The sequence below is a fragment of the Actinomycetota bacterium genome, from assembly GCA_019347575.1.
GTDB lineage: Bacteria > Actinomycetota > Nitriliruptoria > Nitriliruptorales > Nitriliruptoraceae > JAHWKY01.
The window spans coordinates 1-18,012 of the sequence record JAHWKY010000048.1 but is presented as its reverse complement, the minus strand read 5'-3'; the positions used below and the strand labels follow the sequence as shown (position 1 = coordinate 18,012).

Below are 18,012 nucleotides of genomic sequence, written 5' to 3'. Positions count from 1 at the left end.
CGCCGCGTGCTCCCGGCGGACGGCACCGTCAAGGCCGACACCCTGGTGGCGCGGCCACCGCTTCGCTCGCTGGTCGAGGACCTGCACGAGCGCCGCGAGCGCGACGTTCCAAGAGGCCAGCCAGTCCGGGATGTCCGCCACGGCTGCCGCCCGGGCGAACTGCTCCCGTGCCGCGTCCGGCCGGATCTCACGGTACAACAGGGCGTTCGCGAGGTTGCTTCGGATCGACGCTTCGAGCAGCGGCGGCGGGTCGCGGGCGAGGATGTCGCGAGCGAGCGGCTCGACCTCCGCCATGCGTCCGACGATCACCAGCGAGGTCAAGAGCTCCGACGTCATCGCCTCGCGCTTGGGGTGGTCGAAGGCGGCCAGGTCGAGCGCACGGCGCAACAGATCGGTCGCGACCAGCGGCGAGCGTGAGGCGGCGTGGCGCGCTGCCCGCCGCAGCCATGGCACCGCCTCGGGGTCGCCCGCAAGCGCCAGCTGCTCGCCTACGCGTGCCGGCGAAGCCCCCGCCGTGGCCAGGGCCTCGGCGGCCTCGCGATGCAGACGGCTACGGATCGTGCCCGGGATGTCGTCGTACACGGCTGCCCGGATGAGCTCGTGACGGAACGCGAGCGCACCGCCGGCCTCGCCGATCACCCCCGCGCGGACGGGCTCCTGGAGGCGTGTCAGCAGGTCGCGGGCCGGCTGACCCGCCACCGCCGCCAGGTCGTCCGCGGCGAACGTCGACCCGAGCACGGACGCGAGACGCAGCAGCTCGAGCGCGTCGGCAGGCAGGAAGCTGAGCCTGCGAAGGATCGTCTCGCGCAGCGTGCTCGGCAGCGGCGTCTCGTCGCTCTCGGCCACGCCCCCTGCCACACGGAGCGCGCCGGCATCACGCAGGGCGCGAACGAGCTCGATCACGTACAGCGGGTTCCCGGAGGCGCCGCGCACCTGGCGCAGAAGGCTGGGGCCTGGCGCTGCCGTCGCCACCTCGGCGGTCAGGGCGACGACGGCATCGTCGGGGAGCGGCGACAATCGGAGCTGCCGTGCCCCCCGGGACCAGAGGCGCTCGACCGCGCCGTCGAGGTCGTGCGAGCGCGGCGACGGACGCATCGTCAGCAGCATCAGCACCGGCATCGCCGCGAAGCGGCGTGCGAGCGAGACCACGGCCCCCAGCGTCGAGACATCCGCCCAATGGAGGTCCTCGAGCGCGACCGCGACCGGACGCTTCGAAGCGAGCCGTTCGAGGATCGCACCGACCGATTCGATGATCCGGAACGTGGGATCGGCGTACGGGTTGGACGTCTCGTCGGGCGAGGGTTCGCCCGTCAGCAGGCGGCCGATCTCTGCCCGCTCGGGGTCGTCGGAGCGCGGGTGCAGTTCCAACGCGTCCGCGACGACACCGAACGGGCGACCGCGCTCCAGGGCCTCCGCAGCGGCACGGAACGCGGCGAAGCCTGACGTCTCTGCGCGCGTCAGCGTCGCCGTGACCAGCTGGGTCTTGCCGATCCCCGCTTCGCCTTCCACGAGGACGACCCCGCCCTTCCCCCTCGCCGCAGCGTCGGCGAGGGCAGACAGCTCATCCAACTCACGTTCGCGGCCGAACATCGGGGTGCGCTGAGGGAGCGATGGGCGGGCTCGCGAACCACCCGCACCGCGGGGCGCCTGCCCGTCGGAGCCTTCCAACGCGGCCCTCGCTCCTTGACGCGTGACGCCTCCCGTCGGTGGGCTGGTCGCACAACGAGGTGACCAATCCGATCACCGCTGTAGCGTCACGACCCTGCGAGCGTACGCCCTTCGAGTAGCCGTCGGATCCGAACGCCGTCTCGACCCCCGGACCCCGGCGGATCGCTTCCGGACCCGGGACCTATCGGCCGCGGCGCCGCTCAGCTCTCGGCTGGGAGCAGATCGAACGAGAAGCGGAAGTTCGGACCGTTGCCGAGCGGACCGACGGTGGCGTTCACGCCGACGAACCGCTGCACGACGGTGCCGCGCGCACCCGCGTATCGGCCGGTGCCCCCGACCACGACCCGTGGTGCGGCCCAGTCGGCTGCCTCCCCGCCCTCGAGGCCCTCCGAGACCAGCTGGTCCGCGGGGAACAACTCGTCGTCGCGGGGCAGCAGGTACGACTGGGTCGTGACCACGTGAGGCTCGGGCCGGTCGCCGCGGATGATGATCCAGCCGCGACACAGCCAGGTGCCGAGGCCGGCGTTGCTGCGAGGGTCGAAGGTGGGGTCATCGCCCAGACTGCCGCCTTCGTAGATGACACCCTCGACCAGGAACGGGGTCCCGTACACGGGCCCGTCCACGGGTGGAGCGGTGTCGATGGCGGCCGCAGCGTGGAAGGTGTCGGTGAGGCAGGCCACGTCGAGCGTGGGGCCACCGCCACGCGTTCCTGCGGCGTCCCTGCTGGCCCAGGCCGCCCGGGCGGGCGCGGCGGCCAGCAGGGTGCCGCCGACACCGGCGGTCAGTACCCCGCGGAGCAGGTCGCGACGGGCCAGCGGTCCGCGGCTGGGAACTCCAGCTCGTTCCGTACGCGTGCTGTTCATCACGGCAACTCCCTCTCGACACCGCGGCGAACTTGGGGAACAGGGCAGGCGAAGAACTCTCGGATGCGCCCGGCACGATCCTCGGGATCGTCGTACCACGGGTGGTGGCCCGCATCCCGCAGCCGCAGCGCAGGATCGAACAGCTCAACGAACCGCATCACGACCCCCCTCCCCCGCTCGAACAAGCTTCGACCCTAGCCGAAGCGGTCACCGCGCGGAACACCTATCCGGCTCCGGGCGGTCCCCAAGGACGCCGCCGGGCTAACTCGCGAGTCGCTACTGCTCCAGGTTGAACACGCGGACGGCGTTGCCGGCGATCAGGTTGTGCTTCTCGTCGTCGGGCACGTCGAACATCATCTCGTCGATGGTCTTGCGCGAGTAGGGCCAGTCGTTGCCGTGGTGGGGGTAGTCGGTGGACCACATGATGTTGTCCACCCCGGCGGCGTGGCGGAGCATCACCGCGGAGCGGTCCACGATGAACGTGGCCGAGCAGTTGCGGTACCAGTAGTAGGACGGCTGCTGAGGCAGCTCGAGGCCGGCCCAGCCGCGGTTACGCCAGTAGCGGTCGTCCATCTGCTCGAGGAGGTGGGGGATCCAGCCCGCCCCGACCTCGATCCAGGCGAAGCTCAGGTCGGGGTGGCGCTCGAACGTGCCGGTCATGATCAGCGAGGCCAGGTTCGGGGCGACGCGCGCGAAGACGCTGCCCAGGCCTCCCACGGCCTTGGCCTTCGCGTCGCGCCCCGTGCCGCGACCGAGCACACCGCCGGCGCTCGCCTTCTTCGCGGCGATCCGCTGCGCCCGGCTCGTGATGTTGATGTGGCAGCAGACGGTCAGCCCCGCCTCGGCGGCGGCCGCCCAGAACGGGTCGTCGTCCTTGCTGAGGCTGTCGCCGCCAGCTGGCCAGGTGCTGATGATCACGCCCTTGCAGCCGCGTTCGGCCGCCGACGCCACCTCTGCGACCGCCGCGTCGATCCCGAGGCTGCTGATCTGTGCCAACGGGATGAGGCGACCGCGATCGGGTGCGGTGAACTCGTCCCAGAGGAAGTTGTTGTAGGCCTCGACGCCGGCCCTGACGACGTCGTCGTCTTCGTGTCCGAGCCAGTGGCCGATCGTGCGCTGGGGCGGGAACAGCACCTCGGCGTCGATGCCGTCGGCGTCCATGTCCTGCAGCCGGGCCGCGCCGTCGTAGCAGCCGTCACGCGCCTCCTCGTAGGTGACACCGGTCCAGCGGAACTTGTCCCAGGGCATGCCGGGCGTCGATACCAGCCCGATCGGGTCGGGATCGGACGAGCCCGGGAACAGCCACGCGTCCCCGTCGTCCTCGTCCTTCACCAGCCTCGGGGCGTGCTCGCGGTACTTCTCCGGCAACCACTCGTCCCAGATGTGGGGTGGTTCGAGCACGTGCGTGTCGGCCGAGATCACCTCGTAGCGGCGCGAACCGTGGGACGTGGTTGCCATGCGTGCCTCCGGTGACGGTGAGCCTCGACCCGTGACGAACCTGACATGAGTGTCATAGAACCCACAGCCGGATGCAAGTCCCTGCGGACCGCGCTCACGCGGTTGCGGCCACCGCGTCACCGATCGCTGCCAGGAGGTCGTTGAGGTGCGTGCAGCCGGCGGTCCCACCGAGCTCGTCGCGCACGCTGGACCGCAGCTGCGCACCCGGCGTGCCCCGGAGCCGTGCGACGTTGTCGGCGGCCAACGGACACTCCGCGAACGGCAGCACGCGTGGGGTGGCCTCGAGCGCCCCGATGGCACCATCGGCCTCCAAACGTCCCACGACCGAGTACTCGTGCAGGACCGTCTCGCGACCGTCGGGCTCGGCGTAGCTGTCACGGAACATCGCGTCGATCGCGCCCTCGCTGAGGTCGATGCGGCGCCGACGCCGGAGCCAGCCGATCCGCAGCGGCGCGATACCGGGCCACGGGTCCTCCAAGGCGGGAGCTTCGGGGCAGTCCTGGATGGGGACACCCTCGCCTCGGCGGATGCTGCTCACCATGAGCCCGTCGCTCGCCCAGCCCGCACACACCTCCTCCACGTAGGGCAGCACCTCCGGACCGACGATGTCGCCGGGGGCGATGCCGGCGAGCGTGCGGGAGCGGATCTCGGCGTACCCCGAGATGAGCGCCGCGGTGGGCAGATCGAACAGCAGCACCCTGATCGGATCGTGGACGGGACCGACGTGGACGGACTCGACCACACGCCGGAACCCGGGACCGACGCGCTGCCCGATCAACCCACCGACCACGCCATCACCGTCCGCGAGGGACGGGACGGTGACGAGCCAGGTGAGGTCGCGGTGCTCGTCGACCCTCGCCTCCAGCTTCGCGGCGGAGACCGCATCGCCTCCCCCGACCTCGTCCCGGAGCTCGCCCGCGAACGCGAGGCGCACGGGCTGCTGCTGCAGCCAGCGCTGCCCCTCCGAGGGTCCGACGTCCACGTAGGTGCTGCGTCGGAACACCCCCTCGCGCAGCACCGGTGTCGCTGCCACGGGGGCGCGGGGCGCGGTGCGGGGGGCTGGGGTCACGGTGGCGGACGACGCTACGGTTCCCTGACACGCGCGTCAACGTTGGAGGGATGGATGCCGAGCATCGAGGGCAACCTGCCGCGGGCCACGCTCCGCCGCAGCGACCCCGCGTCGCTCGCGGATGTCGATCGGACGTTCTACGACGAGGCGACCCAGACGATGTCGCGCGACGAGCTGCGAGCCCTGCAGGACGAGCGCGTGCGAGACCTCGCGCGCCGCGTGTTCGAACGCCCCATCCCGTTCTTCGGACGCAAGCTGCGCGAGGCCGGCTTCGAGTCGGCAGACGACGTCAAGGGGGTCGACGATCTCGCCGCGATCCCCGTCACCGTGAAGCAGGAGCTGCGCGACTCCGAGGCCGAGCACCCGCCCGTGGGCGACTACCGCGGCACCGACCTGCGCGACAACATCCGCATCGGGACCTCAACCGGCACGACCGGCACTCCGACCGTCCAGCTGTGGACGCGCCACGACCTGCTCGTCGACTGCGAGGCCGGGGCGCGGATGATGTGGCGCCAGGGTGTGCGTCCGGGCATGGTCATGACGCACGCTCACCCCGCCTACCTCTACTCGGGTGGCAGCATCCTGCAGGGGGTCTACGAGCACCTCGGCTGCCTCGCGATCTGGGCGCCGCCACCCGATACCGACGAGCTGGCCCAGCAGGCACTCGAGTTCTGGCAGCGCATCACCCCCGACCGGCCGTTCCTCGGCTTCGCGACCGGACGCTTCATGGAGGTCGCCGCGAAGGTCGGCATCGATCCGCTGACCGCGGGCTTCGACTTCTCCAAGGTCCCCCCGATGGGCAAGCCCGGCGAGCCGATGCCGCTCATGACGGCAGGCTCGGAGTGCATGCCCTACCTCGGCTCCGCCTGCGGCGAGCTCGACGGCGGACATCTCTGCGAGGATCTCGCCATCGTCCAGGCTCTCGACGAGGAGACCGGGCGGGAGGTCACCGACGGCGAGTGGGGCCGGTTGGTCGTGACGACCCTGGGGCGGGACAACTTCCTCGTGCGCTACGACCTCGAGGAGGCCTGCCGAATCGAGCGCAGCGAGTGCCCGTGCGGCGAGACGCACGCCCGTGGCTGGTGGGGCGGCCGGTTCAAGGATCTCATCCGCACCCAGGGGACCGCCGTGATGGTGCCCCAGATCGAGGCCGCGCTCGGCAGGGTCAGGGCGGTGCGCAAGCCGAGCCTGGAGTACCAGGTGATCCGCCCCGCCCCTGAGGACCTGCAGCAGCCGCTGCGGCTGCGCGTCGAGGTCGGTGAAGACGGCGCCGGGTCCGACCGCCAACAGCTCCGACGGGAGATCGAGGCGACCGTCGGCGAGGCGCTGGGCGTGCGGATCGACGCGGAGATCCTCGACCGCGACACGCTCCCACGCGCGGGCTACAAAGCCACCCGCGTCATCGTGGATGACACTGAGTAGGCATGCGATCACTAGGCGTCACCCCGAGTGCCTAGGAACCGTTGACCTCCTGGTCACCACGGGCTAGCCGAAGTTGGTCCCAGCTGGTCAAGGCCCGCGAGACGCTGATGTCCATACTCGCTGCAGGCCCCCGGCCACCTCTCGGCCGCGGCAGTGAGACCGGGAGAGCGGGAACATGGCAGCGGACACCATCGCCTTCGGGATCGGGAGGAGTCGTCCTCGCGTGCGCATGCTGAGCGCGCTGCTGCTGCTGACACTGATCGGGCCGGCGGCAGCCGTGGGCATCCAGTCGGACAACACGGCGCTCACGCCCGTGATCGTCCAGGTGCGCGGGACGATCACGGGGGTCGAGCACGCGATCGCTGACCTCGGCGGAGCCACGACCGGACGCCTTGGCATCATCGATGCCATCGTGGCGGATGTCCCCGCCGACCGGGTCGACGAGCTGGCCGGCACGGCCGGCGTCGTCGCCGTCACTACGGACGAGCGCCTCCAGCCCGAGTGGACCGCTGCCGACTTCGACCCGCTCACCAAGGACGGCAGCCTCTACTACGTCGCCCAGGAGGTGACCGGAGCGTCGAGCTACTGGACGGCCGGGTACACGGGGGCCGGTGTGGACGTCGCCCTGATCGACACCGGCGTCGTCGAGATCGACGGCCTGGCGACCACCGGCAAGGTCGTGCACGGCCCGGACCTGTCGTTCGAGTCGCAGTCCCCCGACCACACCTACCTCGACACCTACGGCCACGGCACCCACATGGCCGGGATCATCGCGGGGCGCAGCAACGGCGCCACTCCGACCGCTGGTAACACCACCGACTTCCTCGGCATGGCTCCGGATGCACGCGTCGTCAGCCTGAAGGTGGGCGACAAGACCGGCGCCGCCGACGTCAGCCAGGTGATCGCCGCCATCGACTGGGTGGTGCAGCACCGCAACCGTGACGGGCTCAACATCCGCGTGCTGAACCTGTCGTACGGCACCACGAGCACCCAGAGCTGGCGCGTCGACCCGCTGTCGCACGCGGTCGACGTGGCGTGGCGCAGCGGCATCGTCGTGGTCACCTCTGCCGGGAACGAGGGCAACGCCTCGAACGGCCTCACGGACCCGGCCTACAACCCCAACGTCATCGCGGTCGGTGCATCGAGTTCGGGTAGGACCTACACCAGCGCCGACGACACCGTGCCGTCGTTCTCGAGCTGCGGCAACGGGATCCGCAACCCCGATATCGTCGCTCCCGGTCAGTCGGTCGTCAGCCTGCGCGTTCCGGGCAGCTACGCCGACACGTACTTCCCGACGGCGCGCGAGGGCGAGATGCTGTTCCGCGGCACCGGGACCTCGCAGTCGGCAGCGGTGGTGTCCGGGGCGGCGGCGCTCGTGATCGAGCAGCGCCCGGCCATCACCCCCGACGAGGTCAAGTCGCTGTTCAAGACGACCGCGCAGGCCATCCCCTCCAGCACCACCTTGTGCTCCGGCGACGGCCTGCTCGACCTGAAGCAAGCCCGGGACCGGATGACCCCGATCGATCAGGATGGGGATGGGGACGACGGCGACGACGACGACGGCGACGACGATGGCGACGACGGCGACGAACTCCCGCGGCACACCACGGGCGACGGCCTGCTCGAGTCGGCACGCGGTGGCTACCACGTGTACGCCGAGACGGTGAACGCCGATACGGGTGAGATCACCTACACCCCGCTCGAAGGGGAGATGGACATCCACGGCAACCGCTGGGACGGCGCCGCCTGGGCGACCGCGTCCTCCGCAGGGACGAGCTGGAGTGCCTACGGCGAGTGGAACGGCACCGACTGGACCGGCGAGAGCTTCACCGGCAACCGCTGGGACGGCAACCGCTGGGACGGCAACCGCTGGGACGGCAACCGCTGGGACAGCAACCGCTGGGACGGCAACCGCTGGGACGGCAACCGCTGGGACGGCAGCGGCTGGGACGGCAACCGCTGGGACGGCAACCGCTGGGACGGCAACCGCTGGGACGACGGGAGCTTCGACGGGAACCGCTGGGACAGCAGCTGGGACGGTGGCACCGGCGACGATGGCTACACCCGTCTCGGCCGTGGGTTCGACAACGGCCGTGCCAGCGGACACGTGCCAGGAGCAGCGGGTACGTTCGGGCCGACAGGGTGGTCCTGATCCACGATGACCGAACCACGTAGCTCGCTACGGCGAGTCCGCACCTCGGTCGGCTCGCTCGCGATCGTCACCATCGCCACGGCTGCAGCCGTGGCGATGGTGGTGTTCCCGGGTCGCGGCGTCGAGGTCGCGGGGAACGGGCTGTGGTGGCCCATCCTCCTCCTGCTCTCGTTCGTGGTCGAGCGCTTCCCCATCCGACTCAACTTCCAGGGCGAGTCGCACACGCTCATCCTGAGCGAGCTACCGATCGTGATGGGGCTCTTCCTGCTCTCGCCGGCCGAACTGCTACTCGCCCGCATCGGGGGCGGGTTCCTCCACGTGGTGGTGATGGAGCGCCAACGACCGATCAAGGCGATGGTCAACATCACCGTCTACCTGCTCGAGGTGGTCGTTGCGATCGCGATCCTGACCGCCGTCGGCGATGGCGTCGCCGTGACGAGCCGCAACCTCGTCGGGGGGCTGGCCGGCACGGTGGTGGCGACGGCTGTCGGGACCGGTGTCGTCTGGGGGGCGATCGGGATCTCCAACCAGAACCTGAGCCTGTCATCGCTGGTCGAGACGCTGCGTGTCAGCGTGCCGACCTCGATCGCGAACGCTGGCCTCGGGCTGGCAGCCATGGTGGTCTGGGTCGAGCGTCCGACCACGGTGTGGGTGCTGCTGCCACCCGTCGCGCTGCTCATCCTCGGCTACCGCCTCTACATCTCCGAGCGCACCCACCGTGAGACCCTGACGATGCTCTACGAGCTCGCCCGGGATACACACGCAGCTCCCGACATCAGCACCGCGCTGCAGCGCATGGTCGACGCCGTCCGTGCCCAGGTCCGAGCCGAGGTCGTCGAGCTCTACATCGTGCGCGGCAACGGCCCGGTCGCCGTCCTGACGACCACGGGCGAGGGCGAGCCCGCTCGGAGGACCACGGTCGAGGATCCGCCCGCGGACGTCCACGCGGCGCTCACCGATGAAGGTCCGCTGCGGACGTTCGACCGCGGTGGGCGCTGCACCGCGCTCACCTACGGCATCGACGTCGGGAGAGGGCGCCACGCCATCTTCCGGCTGCGCGAGCCACTCGGTGATGTGAACGGGTTCGATGACTCCACCCTGTCCGTCCTCGCGGCCACCGCGACCCACGCGACCGCGCTCATCGAAGACGCCGAGGTCCACGACGCGAAGAACGCCTTCCTCAACGCGGTCTCCCACGAGCTGCGGACCCCGCTGTCGGTGGTGCTCGGTAGCGCCGAGACGCTCGACCGGTTGAGCGATCGGCTCAGCGAGGAACAGCGCAGCACTCTCGTCCACCGCCTCCACGGCCAAGCGCGCAAGCTCGACCGCCTCCTACACGACCTGCTCGATGTCGACCGCCTCAACCGGGGTGTCATCTCCTCACGTCGGGAACCGACGAAGCTGCTCGAGCTCGCGGAGCAGACAGTCGACACGCTCGACATCACGACCCACCTCGTCACCGTCGAGGGCGACGCGGTGGCCGCCGACGCCGACGCGGGTCAGCTCGAGCGCATCGTCGAGAACCTCGTCCTCAACGCGGTCAAGTACTGCCCCGAGGGGACGAGGATCGTGGTCCAGGTCCGCCGCGTCGACGACACGGTGCAGCTTGCGGTCACCGACGAGGGACCGGGCATCCTCGATCCCGACAAGGAGCGCATCTTCGAGCCGTTCCTGCGGCTTGACCGTTCGCACCCCTCCCCCGGCACCGGGGTGGGTCTCAGCCTCGTGCGCCGCTTCGTCGAGCTGCACCACGGAACCGTCTGGGTCGAGGACGCCGAACCCATCGGCTCACGCTTCGTCGTGTCGCTGCCGCTGGCTGAGTACGCCGCGGGTGAGCCTGGCGACCCCTCGCGGCCGAGCTTGCGGCTGGTCGTCGGCGACTGAACCTGCGAGGACCAGCGAGGGACTGCAGTTCCGTTCCCTGACACGCACGTCAGTAAGCTGACCGCGCCGGTTCGGGAGGTGCGGGTGACACGACGCGATGTGACGGGCAGGCGCGTGCAGCTGCGCGAGCTGGACCTGGATGCGTTCTTCCATCCCAAGACCGTCGCGCTCATCGGGGCGTCGGACTCCGAGCGGCGACCCAACACCGCGATGACCCGCAAGCTCCGACAGTGGGCCGACAAGCACGGAGCGACCGTCTACCCCGTCAACCCCAACCGCGACGACCTCGACGGCCTGAAGTGCTACCCGTCGATCAGCGACATCCCGGTCGACATCGATCTTGCCGCCATCCTCATCGGCGACCCGATGTCGGTCCTGGGCGAGGTGCTGGACAAGGGTGCTCGGTTCGCGGTGATCTTCGCCGCGGGTTTCGCCGAGGTCGGGTCCGAGGGCGAGGCGCTCCAGGTCGAGCTCGAGGACCGGATCGCTGCCGGTGACACGCGCCTGCTGGGCCCCAACACCAACCTCAACGCGTTCGAACTGTTCGACGAGGACAACCCCGGACGCGCGGTCGCGCTGATCACGCAGTCCGGCCACCAGGGCCGGCCCATCTTCCAGGCCCAGGAGCTGGGTCTGAACCTGCGCCACTGGGCTCCCACCGGCAACGAGGCCGACCTCGAGTTCGCCGACTTCGCGGGTTACTTCGCCGAACTCGACGACGTCGGGGTCATCGCCGCGTACATCGAGGGCTTCAAGGACGGGCGCTCGATGCTCCTCGCGGCCGACGGGGCGGCCAAGGCCGGCAAACCGCTCGTGGTGGTCAAGGTCGGCCGAACCGAGGCAGGCCGCGAGATGGCCAGGAGCCACACCGGCCACCTCACCGGGTCGGATGCGGTCATCTCGGCAGCCTTCCGCCAGTACGGGGTCACCCGGGTCGAGGGCCTCGACGAGCTCCAGGACGCCGCGTCGATGTTCTCGCTGTCGGCCCCGCCCACGACCGAGGGCGTCTGCGTCTACGCCATCAGCGGAGGGACCGGTGCCCACATGGCTGACGTGGCTGCCTCCGCTGGGCTGTCGCTGCCGAGGCTGACCGACGAGACCGTCGCGAAGCTGCGGGCGGTTATCCCGGGCTACCTGCGGGTCGACAACCCCGTCGACAGCGGAGCGGCACCCTCCAGCGACCCGGTGAAGGGGCCGCAGATCATCGAGGCGATCCTGTCGGATCCCAACGTCGGGGCGCTGATCGTGCCGATCACCGGCGTGTACGCCTCGCTCGGCACCCAGTTCGCCCAGGACCTCGCGGACGCGGCCGAGCGGTCGGACAAGCCGGTCTGCGTCGTGTGGGGCTCCCCTCTCGGCGACGAGGAGGCGTACACGAGGATCCTGCGCAAGTCGCAGGCTGTCGTGTTCCGCACGTTCCGCAACTGCGCCCACACCGTTCGCGCCTGGCTCGACCACCACGCGTTCGCGAAGCGCTACGTGTCACCGTTCGACCGACCCATCCTCGACGTCTCGCCGGCACGTGACGCCTCCCGGATCCACCTCGCCGCACGCCCCGCCGTCTCCGAGCACACCGCCAAGCAGATCCTGCGCGAGTACGGCATCGCAACTCCCCGCGAGTACCTCGTGGAGAGCGCGGAGGAGGCGGTCCGCGCGGTGTCCGCACTGGGCGGTCGTGTCGTCGTGAAGGCCGCATCCCCGGACCTGCAGCACAAGTCGGAGCTGGGGTTGGTCGCGCTCGACCTGCGCGGCGAGGACGACGTGCGCAGCGCTGCCACGCGGATGCTCGAGCAGCTCCCGATCGTCGCCTCCGACGCGCAGGTCGAAGGCCTGTTGGTCGCCGAGATGATCGACGGTGGGACGGAGACCGTCATCGGCCTGACCCACGATGACCTGTTCGGTCCGGTCGTCATGTTCGGTCTCGGGGGCGTCTTCGTGGAGGTCCTCGAGGACGTGACCTTCCGCATCCCCCCGTTCGACGCCTCCGAGGCGCGACGGATGATCGGCGAGGTCAAGGGCTTCCCCCTGCTGACCGGCGCCAGGGGGCGAGAGCCAGCCGACCTCCACGCGATCGTCGACACCATCCTGAAGGTGCAGCGGCTCGCCTTCGACCTCCACGACGACATCGCCGAGCTCGACATCAACCCGTTCATCGCGCGGCCAGCCGGCGGCGTCGCCGTAGATGCGCTGATCATCCCCCGCACGACCAGGAGCTGAGCGTGAGCGACGACGACCGACCGCTGGACGAACTCGTCCGCTACGAACTCGCGGATGGCATCGCGCGCATCACGCTCGACCGTCCGGAAACGCGCAACGCCCTGACCGGGACGATGCGCGACCGCATCGGCGACCTGTTCGACGCCGCTTCGGCGGACCTGAACGTCCGAGTGGTGGTGCTCGCCGCGACGGGGAAGGGCTTCTGCACGGGGGCCGACCTCCGGGGCGTGACCCAGGACGCTCCCCCCCGCCCCGAAGGCGCCCCGGAGCGCGCTGTCGGCGAGGTCGCGCGCGTCATCCAGCGTGGCTGGCAGCGACTCGTCACGTCCGTGCTCGACTGCGAGAAGCCGGTCATCGGTGCGATCCAGGGGATCGCCGCAGGCGGCGGGATGCACCTCGCCTTGGCCTGTGACCTCGTCATCGCTGCCGAGTCAGCCCGGTTCATCTCGGTGTTCGTCCGCCGTGGGATCGGACCCGACGCCGCCGGCGCGTACCTGCTCACCCGACTCGTGGGCATCCAGAGGGCCAAAGAGCTCACGTTCCTCGGTGACGACGTCCACGCCGAACAGGCACAGGATATGGGGCTGATCAACCGCGTCGTGCCCGATGACGAACTCGCCGGCGCAGTCGAGGAACTGGCGCAACGTCTCTCGGAGGCCCCGACACAGGCCATCGCGGCATCGAAGCGGCTGATCAACCGAGCGCTCGACGTCGACCGATCGACAGCACTCATCGAGGAGGCCTGGGCTCAAGAGGCCGTCACCCACACGCACGACATCCACGAGGGCACGATGTCGTTCATCGAGAAGCGAGACCCCGACTTCAAGGGTTGGTGAGAACGACCGTTGCCTAGATTGCGCCATCCGACGCGATCGCGCGCGTCCCAGGACCGGAACGAGAGGGACCCAAGCCATGCTGTTCGGTGAGGAGCACGTACGCACGTACCGCGAGACCGGCGGCGAGACGGGCCACGAGTGGCGCCCCGGTGTCTTCACGCTTCTGCTGACGACGACGGGGCGCCGCAGCGGACAGCCCTACACCTCCCCACTCATCTACGGCCGGGATGGCGACGACTACGTCGTCGTGGCCTCGAAGGGAGGCGCCCCGACGCACCCCGACTGGTACCGCAACCTCGAGGCGACCCCGCAGGTGGAACTGCAGGTCGGCTCCGAGATCATCGAGGCCACCGCACGCACCGCCACCGGCGAGGAGCGCGAGCGGCTCTGGAGGATGATGGCGGAGATCTGGCCCGACTACGACTCGTACGCCGAGCGGACGGACCGGCAGATCCCGGTCGTCGTGTTGTCTTCCTCCTGAAGCCCGTGTCACCCCCGACTCGACCGCGGTCTGAGACGCAGGTTCATCCCTGCGGCTGATGCGCCCGCAAGCCCCGTCATCGGACCATGGATCGAGCCGGAGGTTCGACCGTGGCGACGGTGACCCAGATCTGCGAGATATCGGTCCTCGAGGTGGCGGATCGGGTGACCGCCAGTCTCCCGCGGCACTGGATGCTGTCCGACGCGGAGCTGTCGCTGACCACGCCTCCTCGCACGGTCCGCCGGGTCGGGACGCTCCTGGCCTGTCGCACCGAGGGGTACTGGCGGGCGGGACGACGCGCGGGGCGCGCCACGGTGGATGTCGTTCCTGCGGGCCCCGTGATCGCTCTGGTGTCGGTCGTCCTCCACGACGTGCCGTCCACCGCCGCACCCGACCTGGCGACGAGGTTGGCACGGATCAGCCGTGACCGAGCCGAGGGCCGGATCGAGCCAGCACCGCTGGCCGTGCCAACGCCTCCGCGGGTGAGCATGTGGAAGACTGCCCGCCCATGAGGATCGCCCTGGCGGGAGACGAGTGCGCCATCGCGTCACCGCACCGCGAACTCGACTACCCCCTGTGGGTGGGATGGCTGACGAGCGGGGTCGTCGTGGGGTTCGCCGTGCTCGTGACGGTGTTCCGCCACGACGCCGTGTCGGTCCATCCCGCCGCGGTGGCGCTGGTGTGGGCATCGACCGTCCCCTGGCTGTTGCAACTAACCGGAAGGACCCTGCCCCGCCCCGCCTTCATCGCCGGGGTCGTGATCCCTCAGGCGCTGCTCCATGTCGGTGGGCGCGCGCTGGGTATCGCCACCCTGCTCGACGAGGACCACACGCAAGCGGCGTTGATGATCGTCGTGTTCGCCGCAGGGGAGATCGCCGCCACCTCGCGCTGGCGAGACACCATCACGATGGCGATCGCCGCAGTGGCGATAATCCTGGGTCGCAACGTCGTGCAACCCGAGTTCGACGGGGGCGTCTTCTGGGTCGGCGGCGCCGTGGTGGCGCTGGCCATGGGCTACGTGATGCGACGTCAAGCCGCCGTCATGTTCCAGCTCCGCGTCGCCCAAGGTGCGCTGGCGGAGGAGGAGGTGGTCAAGGAGCGGCAACGGATCGCCCGTGAGGTCCACGACGTGATCGCCCACACGATGACGGTCACGATGATGCACCTGACCGCCGCCCGGCTGCACCTGCGCAAGGATCCCGATGCCGCCGAGGACGCGCTCCTGCAGGCCGAGCGGCTCGGCCGTCAGAGCCTGCGCGACATCCACCGGACCGTCGGGCTGCTGCGAGCCGAACCCCCTGACGGCATCGACCGCCCGCAGCCGGAGGCTCGCGACATCGAACCGCTGGTCGAGGCGTACCGGTCGGCCGGCACGGACGTGAGGCTGAGGATCGACGGCGAACTCGGCGAGCTAGCTCCCTCGACCGGCCTCGCCGTCTACCGGATCGCCCAGGAATCGCTGACCAACGCGAGCCGACACGCCCCGGGCTCCCTGGTGACCGTCACCTTGACGACCAACGACGGCCACGGGACGCTCGAGATCGGCAACCCGGTGCCGTCGGGTGGGACCGCCAAGCCCGCCGGCGGCCTCGGGATCCTCGGCATGCGCGAGCGTGCCAACCTCGTGGGCGGCAGCCTCGAAGCCGGGGTCGAGGACGGTCGCTGGATCGTGCGGTGCCGGTTCCCTCTGGCCGCGCCGCTCGCCAGGGAGAGCGTGCCGTGATCGAGGTGCTCATCGTCGACGATCAGGAACTGGTACGCGAGGGACTGATCCGGATACTCGGCAGCATCGACGACGTGATCATCGTCGGGCAGTGCCGGGACGGGAGCGAGGTGCTCGAGGCGATCGCTCGCCACCGACCCGACGTCGTCGTGATGGACGTCCGGATGCGCGAGGTCGATGGCACGGAGGCGACGCGCCGCATCCGCGCTAGCCGCGAGGACGCGCCCCCCGTGCTGATGCTCACGACGTTCGGAGAGGACGAGGTCGTCGCGGCGGCGCTGTCCGCTGGGGCAGCCGGCTTCATCCTCAAGGACGCACCGGGCGAGGACCTCATCCGGGCGGTGAAGGTCGTCGCCGAGGGCGGGGTGTGGCTCGATCCGACGGTGCTTCCAGGCGTGCTGGCGACCTACCGCACGGCCGCCGCGCCCCGGGCAGCGGAGGCCGCCCTGGCGGCCGAACTCACGGACCGCGAACGCGAGGTCCTCCGTCTGATCGGTCGCGGCCTGGCGAACCGACGCATCGCCGAGACGCTGTCCATCACGGAGGCCACGGTCAAGTCCCACGTCGGCAACATCCTCCAGAAGCTGCAGTTACCCGACCGCCCTGCCGCGATCGTCTACGCCTTCGACCACGGCCTCGTCGCCCCGGGTGAGCAGCGGGGCGAGTGATAGGCCGCCGCTCGTAACTTCCTCCCCCAGATCACTCGCATATCCGATCGGATCGGGGGACGAAGTGGAGCGTCGCGTGCCGATCGCGAGGTGCCTCGCGTGGCGAGGGACCGGTCCCCAAGCTCACACTCCGTCCGGACGTTGCGTATGTTCGCTGCCATGGAACCCACCGCGATGACGCTGGTGAGCCAGCTGATCACGCACGCCCGAACCCGTTTCGGCGCTCACGAGATCGAGGCGGTCGCGGTCGACGCGTCGCTGTTGGACGAGGCGATGGACCACGTGCTCGCTGCCGGGGGGGAGGTGTTCACCGAGACCTGCATCGTCGACGGCGTCGAGGTCCGCGAGCTGCCCCCAGGCGAGGACACCCCTCTGGCCTACGTCAGAGGCGAGGCCGAACCCCGACCTCTGGACGGCTAGACGCTCAGGCCCGATCGTGAACCTCGACGCGAGCACGACCCGCCAACTGATCGGCCGACCGAGGGAGGAACCCATGTCCACCACGTTCACGCAGGCTGAGCTCGACTACCTCAGCCAGGCGCGGCGACTCGCCCGGATCGCCACCGCCGACGCGGCCGGTCGACCCCACGTCACGCCCGTCGGGATGTGGCACTACAACCCCGAGAAGGGGACCATCGACGTCACCGGCCACGACTTCGCCGCCACCCGCAAGTACCGCAACGTTGCCGCCAACCCGCGGGCCGCCCTGGTCGTCGACGACATCGCCTCCACCGACCCCTTCCGGCCCCGCGCCGTCGTGGTCGAAGGATCAGCTCGTGCTGTCGCGGCCGATGAGGAGGACGCCGCACCCCTGATCCGCATCACCCCCGACCGGATCATCTCGTGGGGGCTCGGCAGTGAGGCGGACGAAGACCAGGGTCGAGCAGACGCCCGCTGAACCTGGAGCTGCGGACGAGGCCTCCCCTGATGTCCGCGCCGCTGTGGGCCCATCCTCCGGCGCGCGGCGCTCGTAACTTCATCCCCCAGATCGCTCGCATATCCGACCGGATCGGGGGACGAAGTTGAGGAGGCCGCGTCGCTTTCGCGGGGCGTAGCGCACCAGCCGATTACATATTCTTTGACAGGAATAGGTCGACCTCCGCATCACCATCAACCAGATCGGGTCGGGGGCGAAGATCCTCGGGCCGGTGACCGTGGGCCACGGGGCCAAGGTGGGCGCCAACAGCGTGGTGCTCCACGACATCCCGCCCAACACCACGGTGGTGGGCAACCCCGGCCACGCGGTGCGCGTGGAGGGCCGGCGCCCGGAGGGCCCCGACGCGGACTGGGTGCACCTCCCCGACCCGGTGGCCGACGCGTTGCGTGACCTCGCGGGGCGGATCGCCGCCCTGGAGCGCGCGCTGGAGGAGGCCACCGGCCACCGGACCCAGCCCTCCGGCGAGGTGCGTCCGCTGCGCAACGTGCGCGGCCGCAACCCGGCCGGCGGCTGAGCTCATCGCGCCCTGGCCTCAGTAGTACACGCACCGGCAGCGGTGGCGCGGGCGCGCCTTGATCTCCGGCGCCTGGCCGCGGTTCCACAGCCAGTGGTCCAGCATGCGCGGCGGGACACC

At 70.3% G+C, this 18,012-nt stretch carries 17 protein-coding genes; 12 read left to right on the top strand and 5 right to left on the bottom strand.

Annotated features, from left to right (window positions below; genetic code table 11):
• From KY469_20480 to KY469_20460, 5 genes are all read right to left on the bottom strand, one after another.
• A partial coding sequence (locus tag KY469_20480; GenBank protein MBW3665479.1) for an AAA family ATPase occupies positions 1–1,569 on the bottom strand: 1,569 nt, incomplete at its 3' end.
• 299 nt (positions 1,570–1,868) lie between these two features.
• Positions 1,869–2,531, bottom strand: coding sequence for a hypothetical protein (locus KY469_20475; GenBank protein MBW3665478.1), 663 nt, complete (start codon positions 2,529–2,531; stop codon positions 1,869–1,871).
• Positions 2,531–2,692 (bottom strand): hypothetical protein, encoded by a 162-nt coding sequence (locus KY469_20470; GenBank protein ID MBW3665477.1) that lies wholly within the window; start codon positions 2,690–2,692, stop codon positions 2,531–2,533. The genes KY469_20475 and KY469_20470 overlap by 1 nt, the downstream gene beginning before the upstream one ends.
• Positions 2,693–2,807: 115 nt before the next feature.
• A complete protein-coding gene (locus KY469_20465) occupies positions 2,808–3,989 on the bottom strand; it encodes an amidohydrolase (protein ID MBW3665476.1) in 1,182 nt (393 codons plus the stop codon).
• 94 nt (positions 3,990–4,083) lie between these two features.
• On the bottom strand, positions 4,084–5,058 hold the full coding sequence (locus KY469_20460) for a DUF2889 domain-containing protein (protein ID MBW3665475.1): 975 nt from the start codon (positions 5,056–5,058) through the stop codon (positions 4,084–4,086).
• 54 nt (positions 5,059–5,112) lie between these two features.
• Here KY469_20460 and KY469_20455 point away from each other — a divergent pair, with 54 nt between their 5' ends.
• From KY469_20455 to KY469_20400, 12 genes are all read left to right on the top strand, one after another.
• Positions 5,113–6,480: a hypothetical protein gene (locus KY469_20455; protein MBW3665474.1), complete on the top strand. Its 1,368-nt coding sequence runs from the start codon at positions 5,113–5,115 to the stop codon at positions 6,478–6,480.
• 223 nt (positions 6,481–6,703) lie between these two features.
• Positions 6,704–8,632: a S8 family serine peptidase gene (locus KY469_20450; protein ID MBW3665473.1), complete on the top strand. Its 1,929-nt coding sequence runs from the start codon at positions 6,704–6,706 to the stop codon at positions 8,630–8,632.
• A gap of 6 nt (positions 8,633–8,638) precedes the next feature.
• Positions 8,639–10,516, top strand: coding sequence for a hypothetical protein (locus KY469_20445; GenBank protein ID MBW3665472.1), 1,878 nt, complete (start codon positions 8,639–8,641; stop codon positions 10,514–10,516).
• A 78-nt stretch (positions 10,517–10,594) separates the two neighbouring features.
• Positions 10,595–12,733 (top strand): acetate--CoA ligase family protein, encoded by a 2,139-nt coding sequence (locus tag KY469_20440; GenBank protein ID MBW3665471.1) that lies wholly within the window; start codon positions 10,595–10,597, stop codon positions 12,731–12,733.
• 23 nt (positions 12,734–12,756) lie between these two features.
• On the top strand, positions 12,757–13,569 hold the full coding sequence (locus KY469_20435; GenBank protein ID MBW3665470.1) for an enoyl-CoA hydratase/isomerase family protein: 813 nt from the start codon (positions 12,757–12,759) through the stop codon (positions 13,567–13,569).
• A 76-nt stretch (positions 13,570–13,645) separates the two neighbouring features.
• Positions 13,646–14,050 carry a nitroreductase family deazaflavin-dependent oxidoreductase gene (locus tag KY469_20430; protein MBW3665469.1) on the top strand — a complete coding sequence of 135 codons (405 nt, stop codon included), beginning with the start codon at positions 13,646–13,648 and terminating at the stop codon, positions 14,048–14,050.
• A gap of 110 nt (positions 14,051–14,160) precedes the next feature.
• Positions 14,161–14,562, top strand: a complete 402-nt coding sequence (locus KY469_20425) for a hypothetical protein (GenBank protein ID MBW3665468.1) — start codon at positions 14,161–14,163, stop codon at positions 14,560–14,562.
• Positions 14,559–15,773 carry a two-component sensor histidine kinase gene (locus KY469_20420; protein ID MBW3665467.1) on the top strand — a complete coding sequence of 405 codons (1,215 nt, stop codon included), beginning with the start codon at positions 14,559–14,561 and terminating at the stop codon, positions 15,771–15,773. The genes KY469_20425 and KY469_20420 overlap by 4 nt, the downstream gene beginning before the upstream one ends.
• Positions 15,774–15,778: 5 nt before the next feature.
• Complete coding sequence (locus KY469_20415) at positions 15,779–16,441, top strand: response regulator transcription factor (protein MBW3665466.1); 663 nt, start codon at positions 15,779–15,781, stop codon at positions 16,439–16,441.
• Between the two features lie 147 nt (positions 16,442–16,588).
• Entirely contained in the window at positions 16,589–16,861 is a 273-nt protein-coding gene (locus tag KY469_20410; GenBank protein MBW3665465.1) for a hypothetical protein, read from the top strand.
• A 73-nt stretch (positions 16,862–16,934) separates the two neighbouring features.
• Positions 16,935–17,339 carry a PPOX class F420-dependent oxidoreductase gene (locus KY469_20405; GenBank protein MBW3665464.1) on the top strand — a complete coding sequence of 135 codons (405 nt, stop codon included), beginning with the start codon at positions 16,935–16,937 and terminating at the stop codon, positions 17,337–17,339.
• Positions 17,340–17,544: 205 nt separating this feature from the next.
• Positions 17,545–17,892, top strand: coding sequence for a hypothetical protein (locus KY469_20400; protein MBW3665463.1), 348 nt, complete (start codon positions 17,545–17,547; stop codon positions 17,890–17,892).
• The last annotated feature ends 120 nt before the right edge of the window (positions 17,893–18,012 follow it).

Bases quoted from the DNA above. Each gene is read 5' to 3' on its own strand.
- KY469_20475 (MBW3665478.1), bottom strand. From the start codon at position 2,531: ATGAACAGCACGCGTACGGAACGAGCTGGAGTTCCCAGCCGCGGACCG.
- KY469_20465 (MBW3665476.1), bottom strand. From the start codon at position 3,989: ATGGCAACCACGTCCCACGGTTCGCGCCGCTACGAGGTGATCTCGGCC.
- KY469_20455 (MBW3665474.1), top strand. From the start codon at position 5,113: ATGCCGAGCATCGAGGGCAACCTGCCGCGGGCCACGCTCCGCCGCAGC.
- KY469_20445 (MBW3665472.1), top strand. From the start codon at position 8,639: ATGACCGAACCACGTAGCTCGCTACGGCGAGTCCGCACCTCGGTCGGC.
- KY469_20430 (MBW3665469.1), top strand. From the start codon at position 13,646: ATGCTGTTCGGTGAGGAGCACGTACGCACGTACCGCGAGACCGGCGGC.
- KY469_20420 (MBW3665467.1), top strand. From the start codon at position 14,559: ATGAGGATCGCCCTGGCGGGAGACGAGTGCGCCATCGCGTCACCGCAC.
- KY469_20410 (MBW3665465.1), top strand. From the start codon at position 16,589: ATGTTCGCTGCCATGGAACCCACCGCGATGACGCTGGTGAGCCAGCTG.
- KY469_20405 (MBW3665464.1), top strand. From the start codon at position 16,935: ATGTCCACCACGTTCACGCAGGCTGAGCTCGACTACCTCAGCCAGGCG.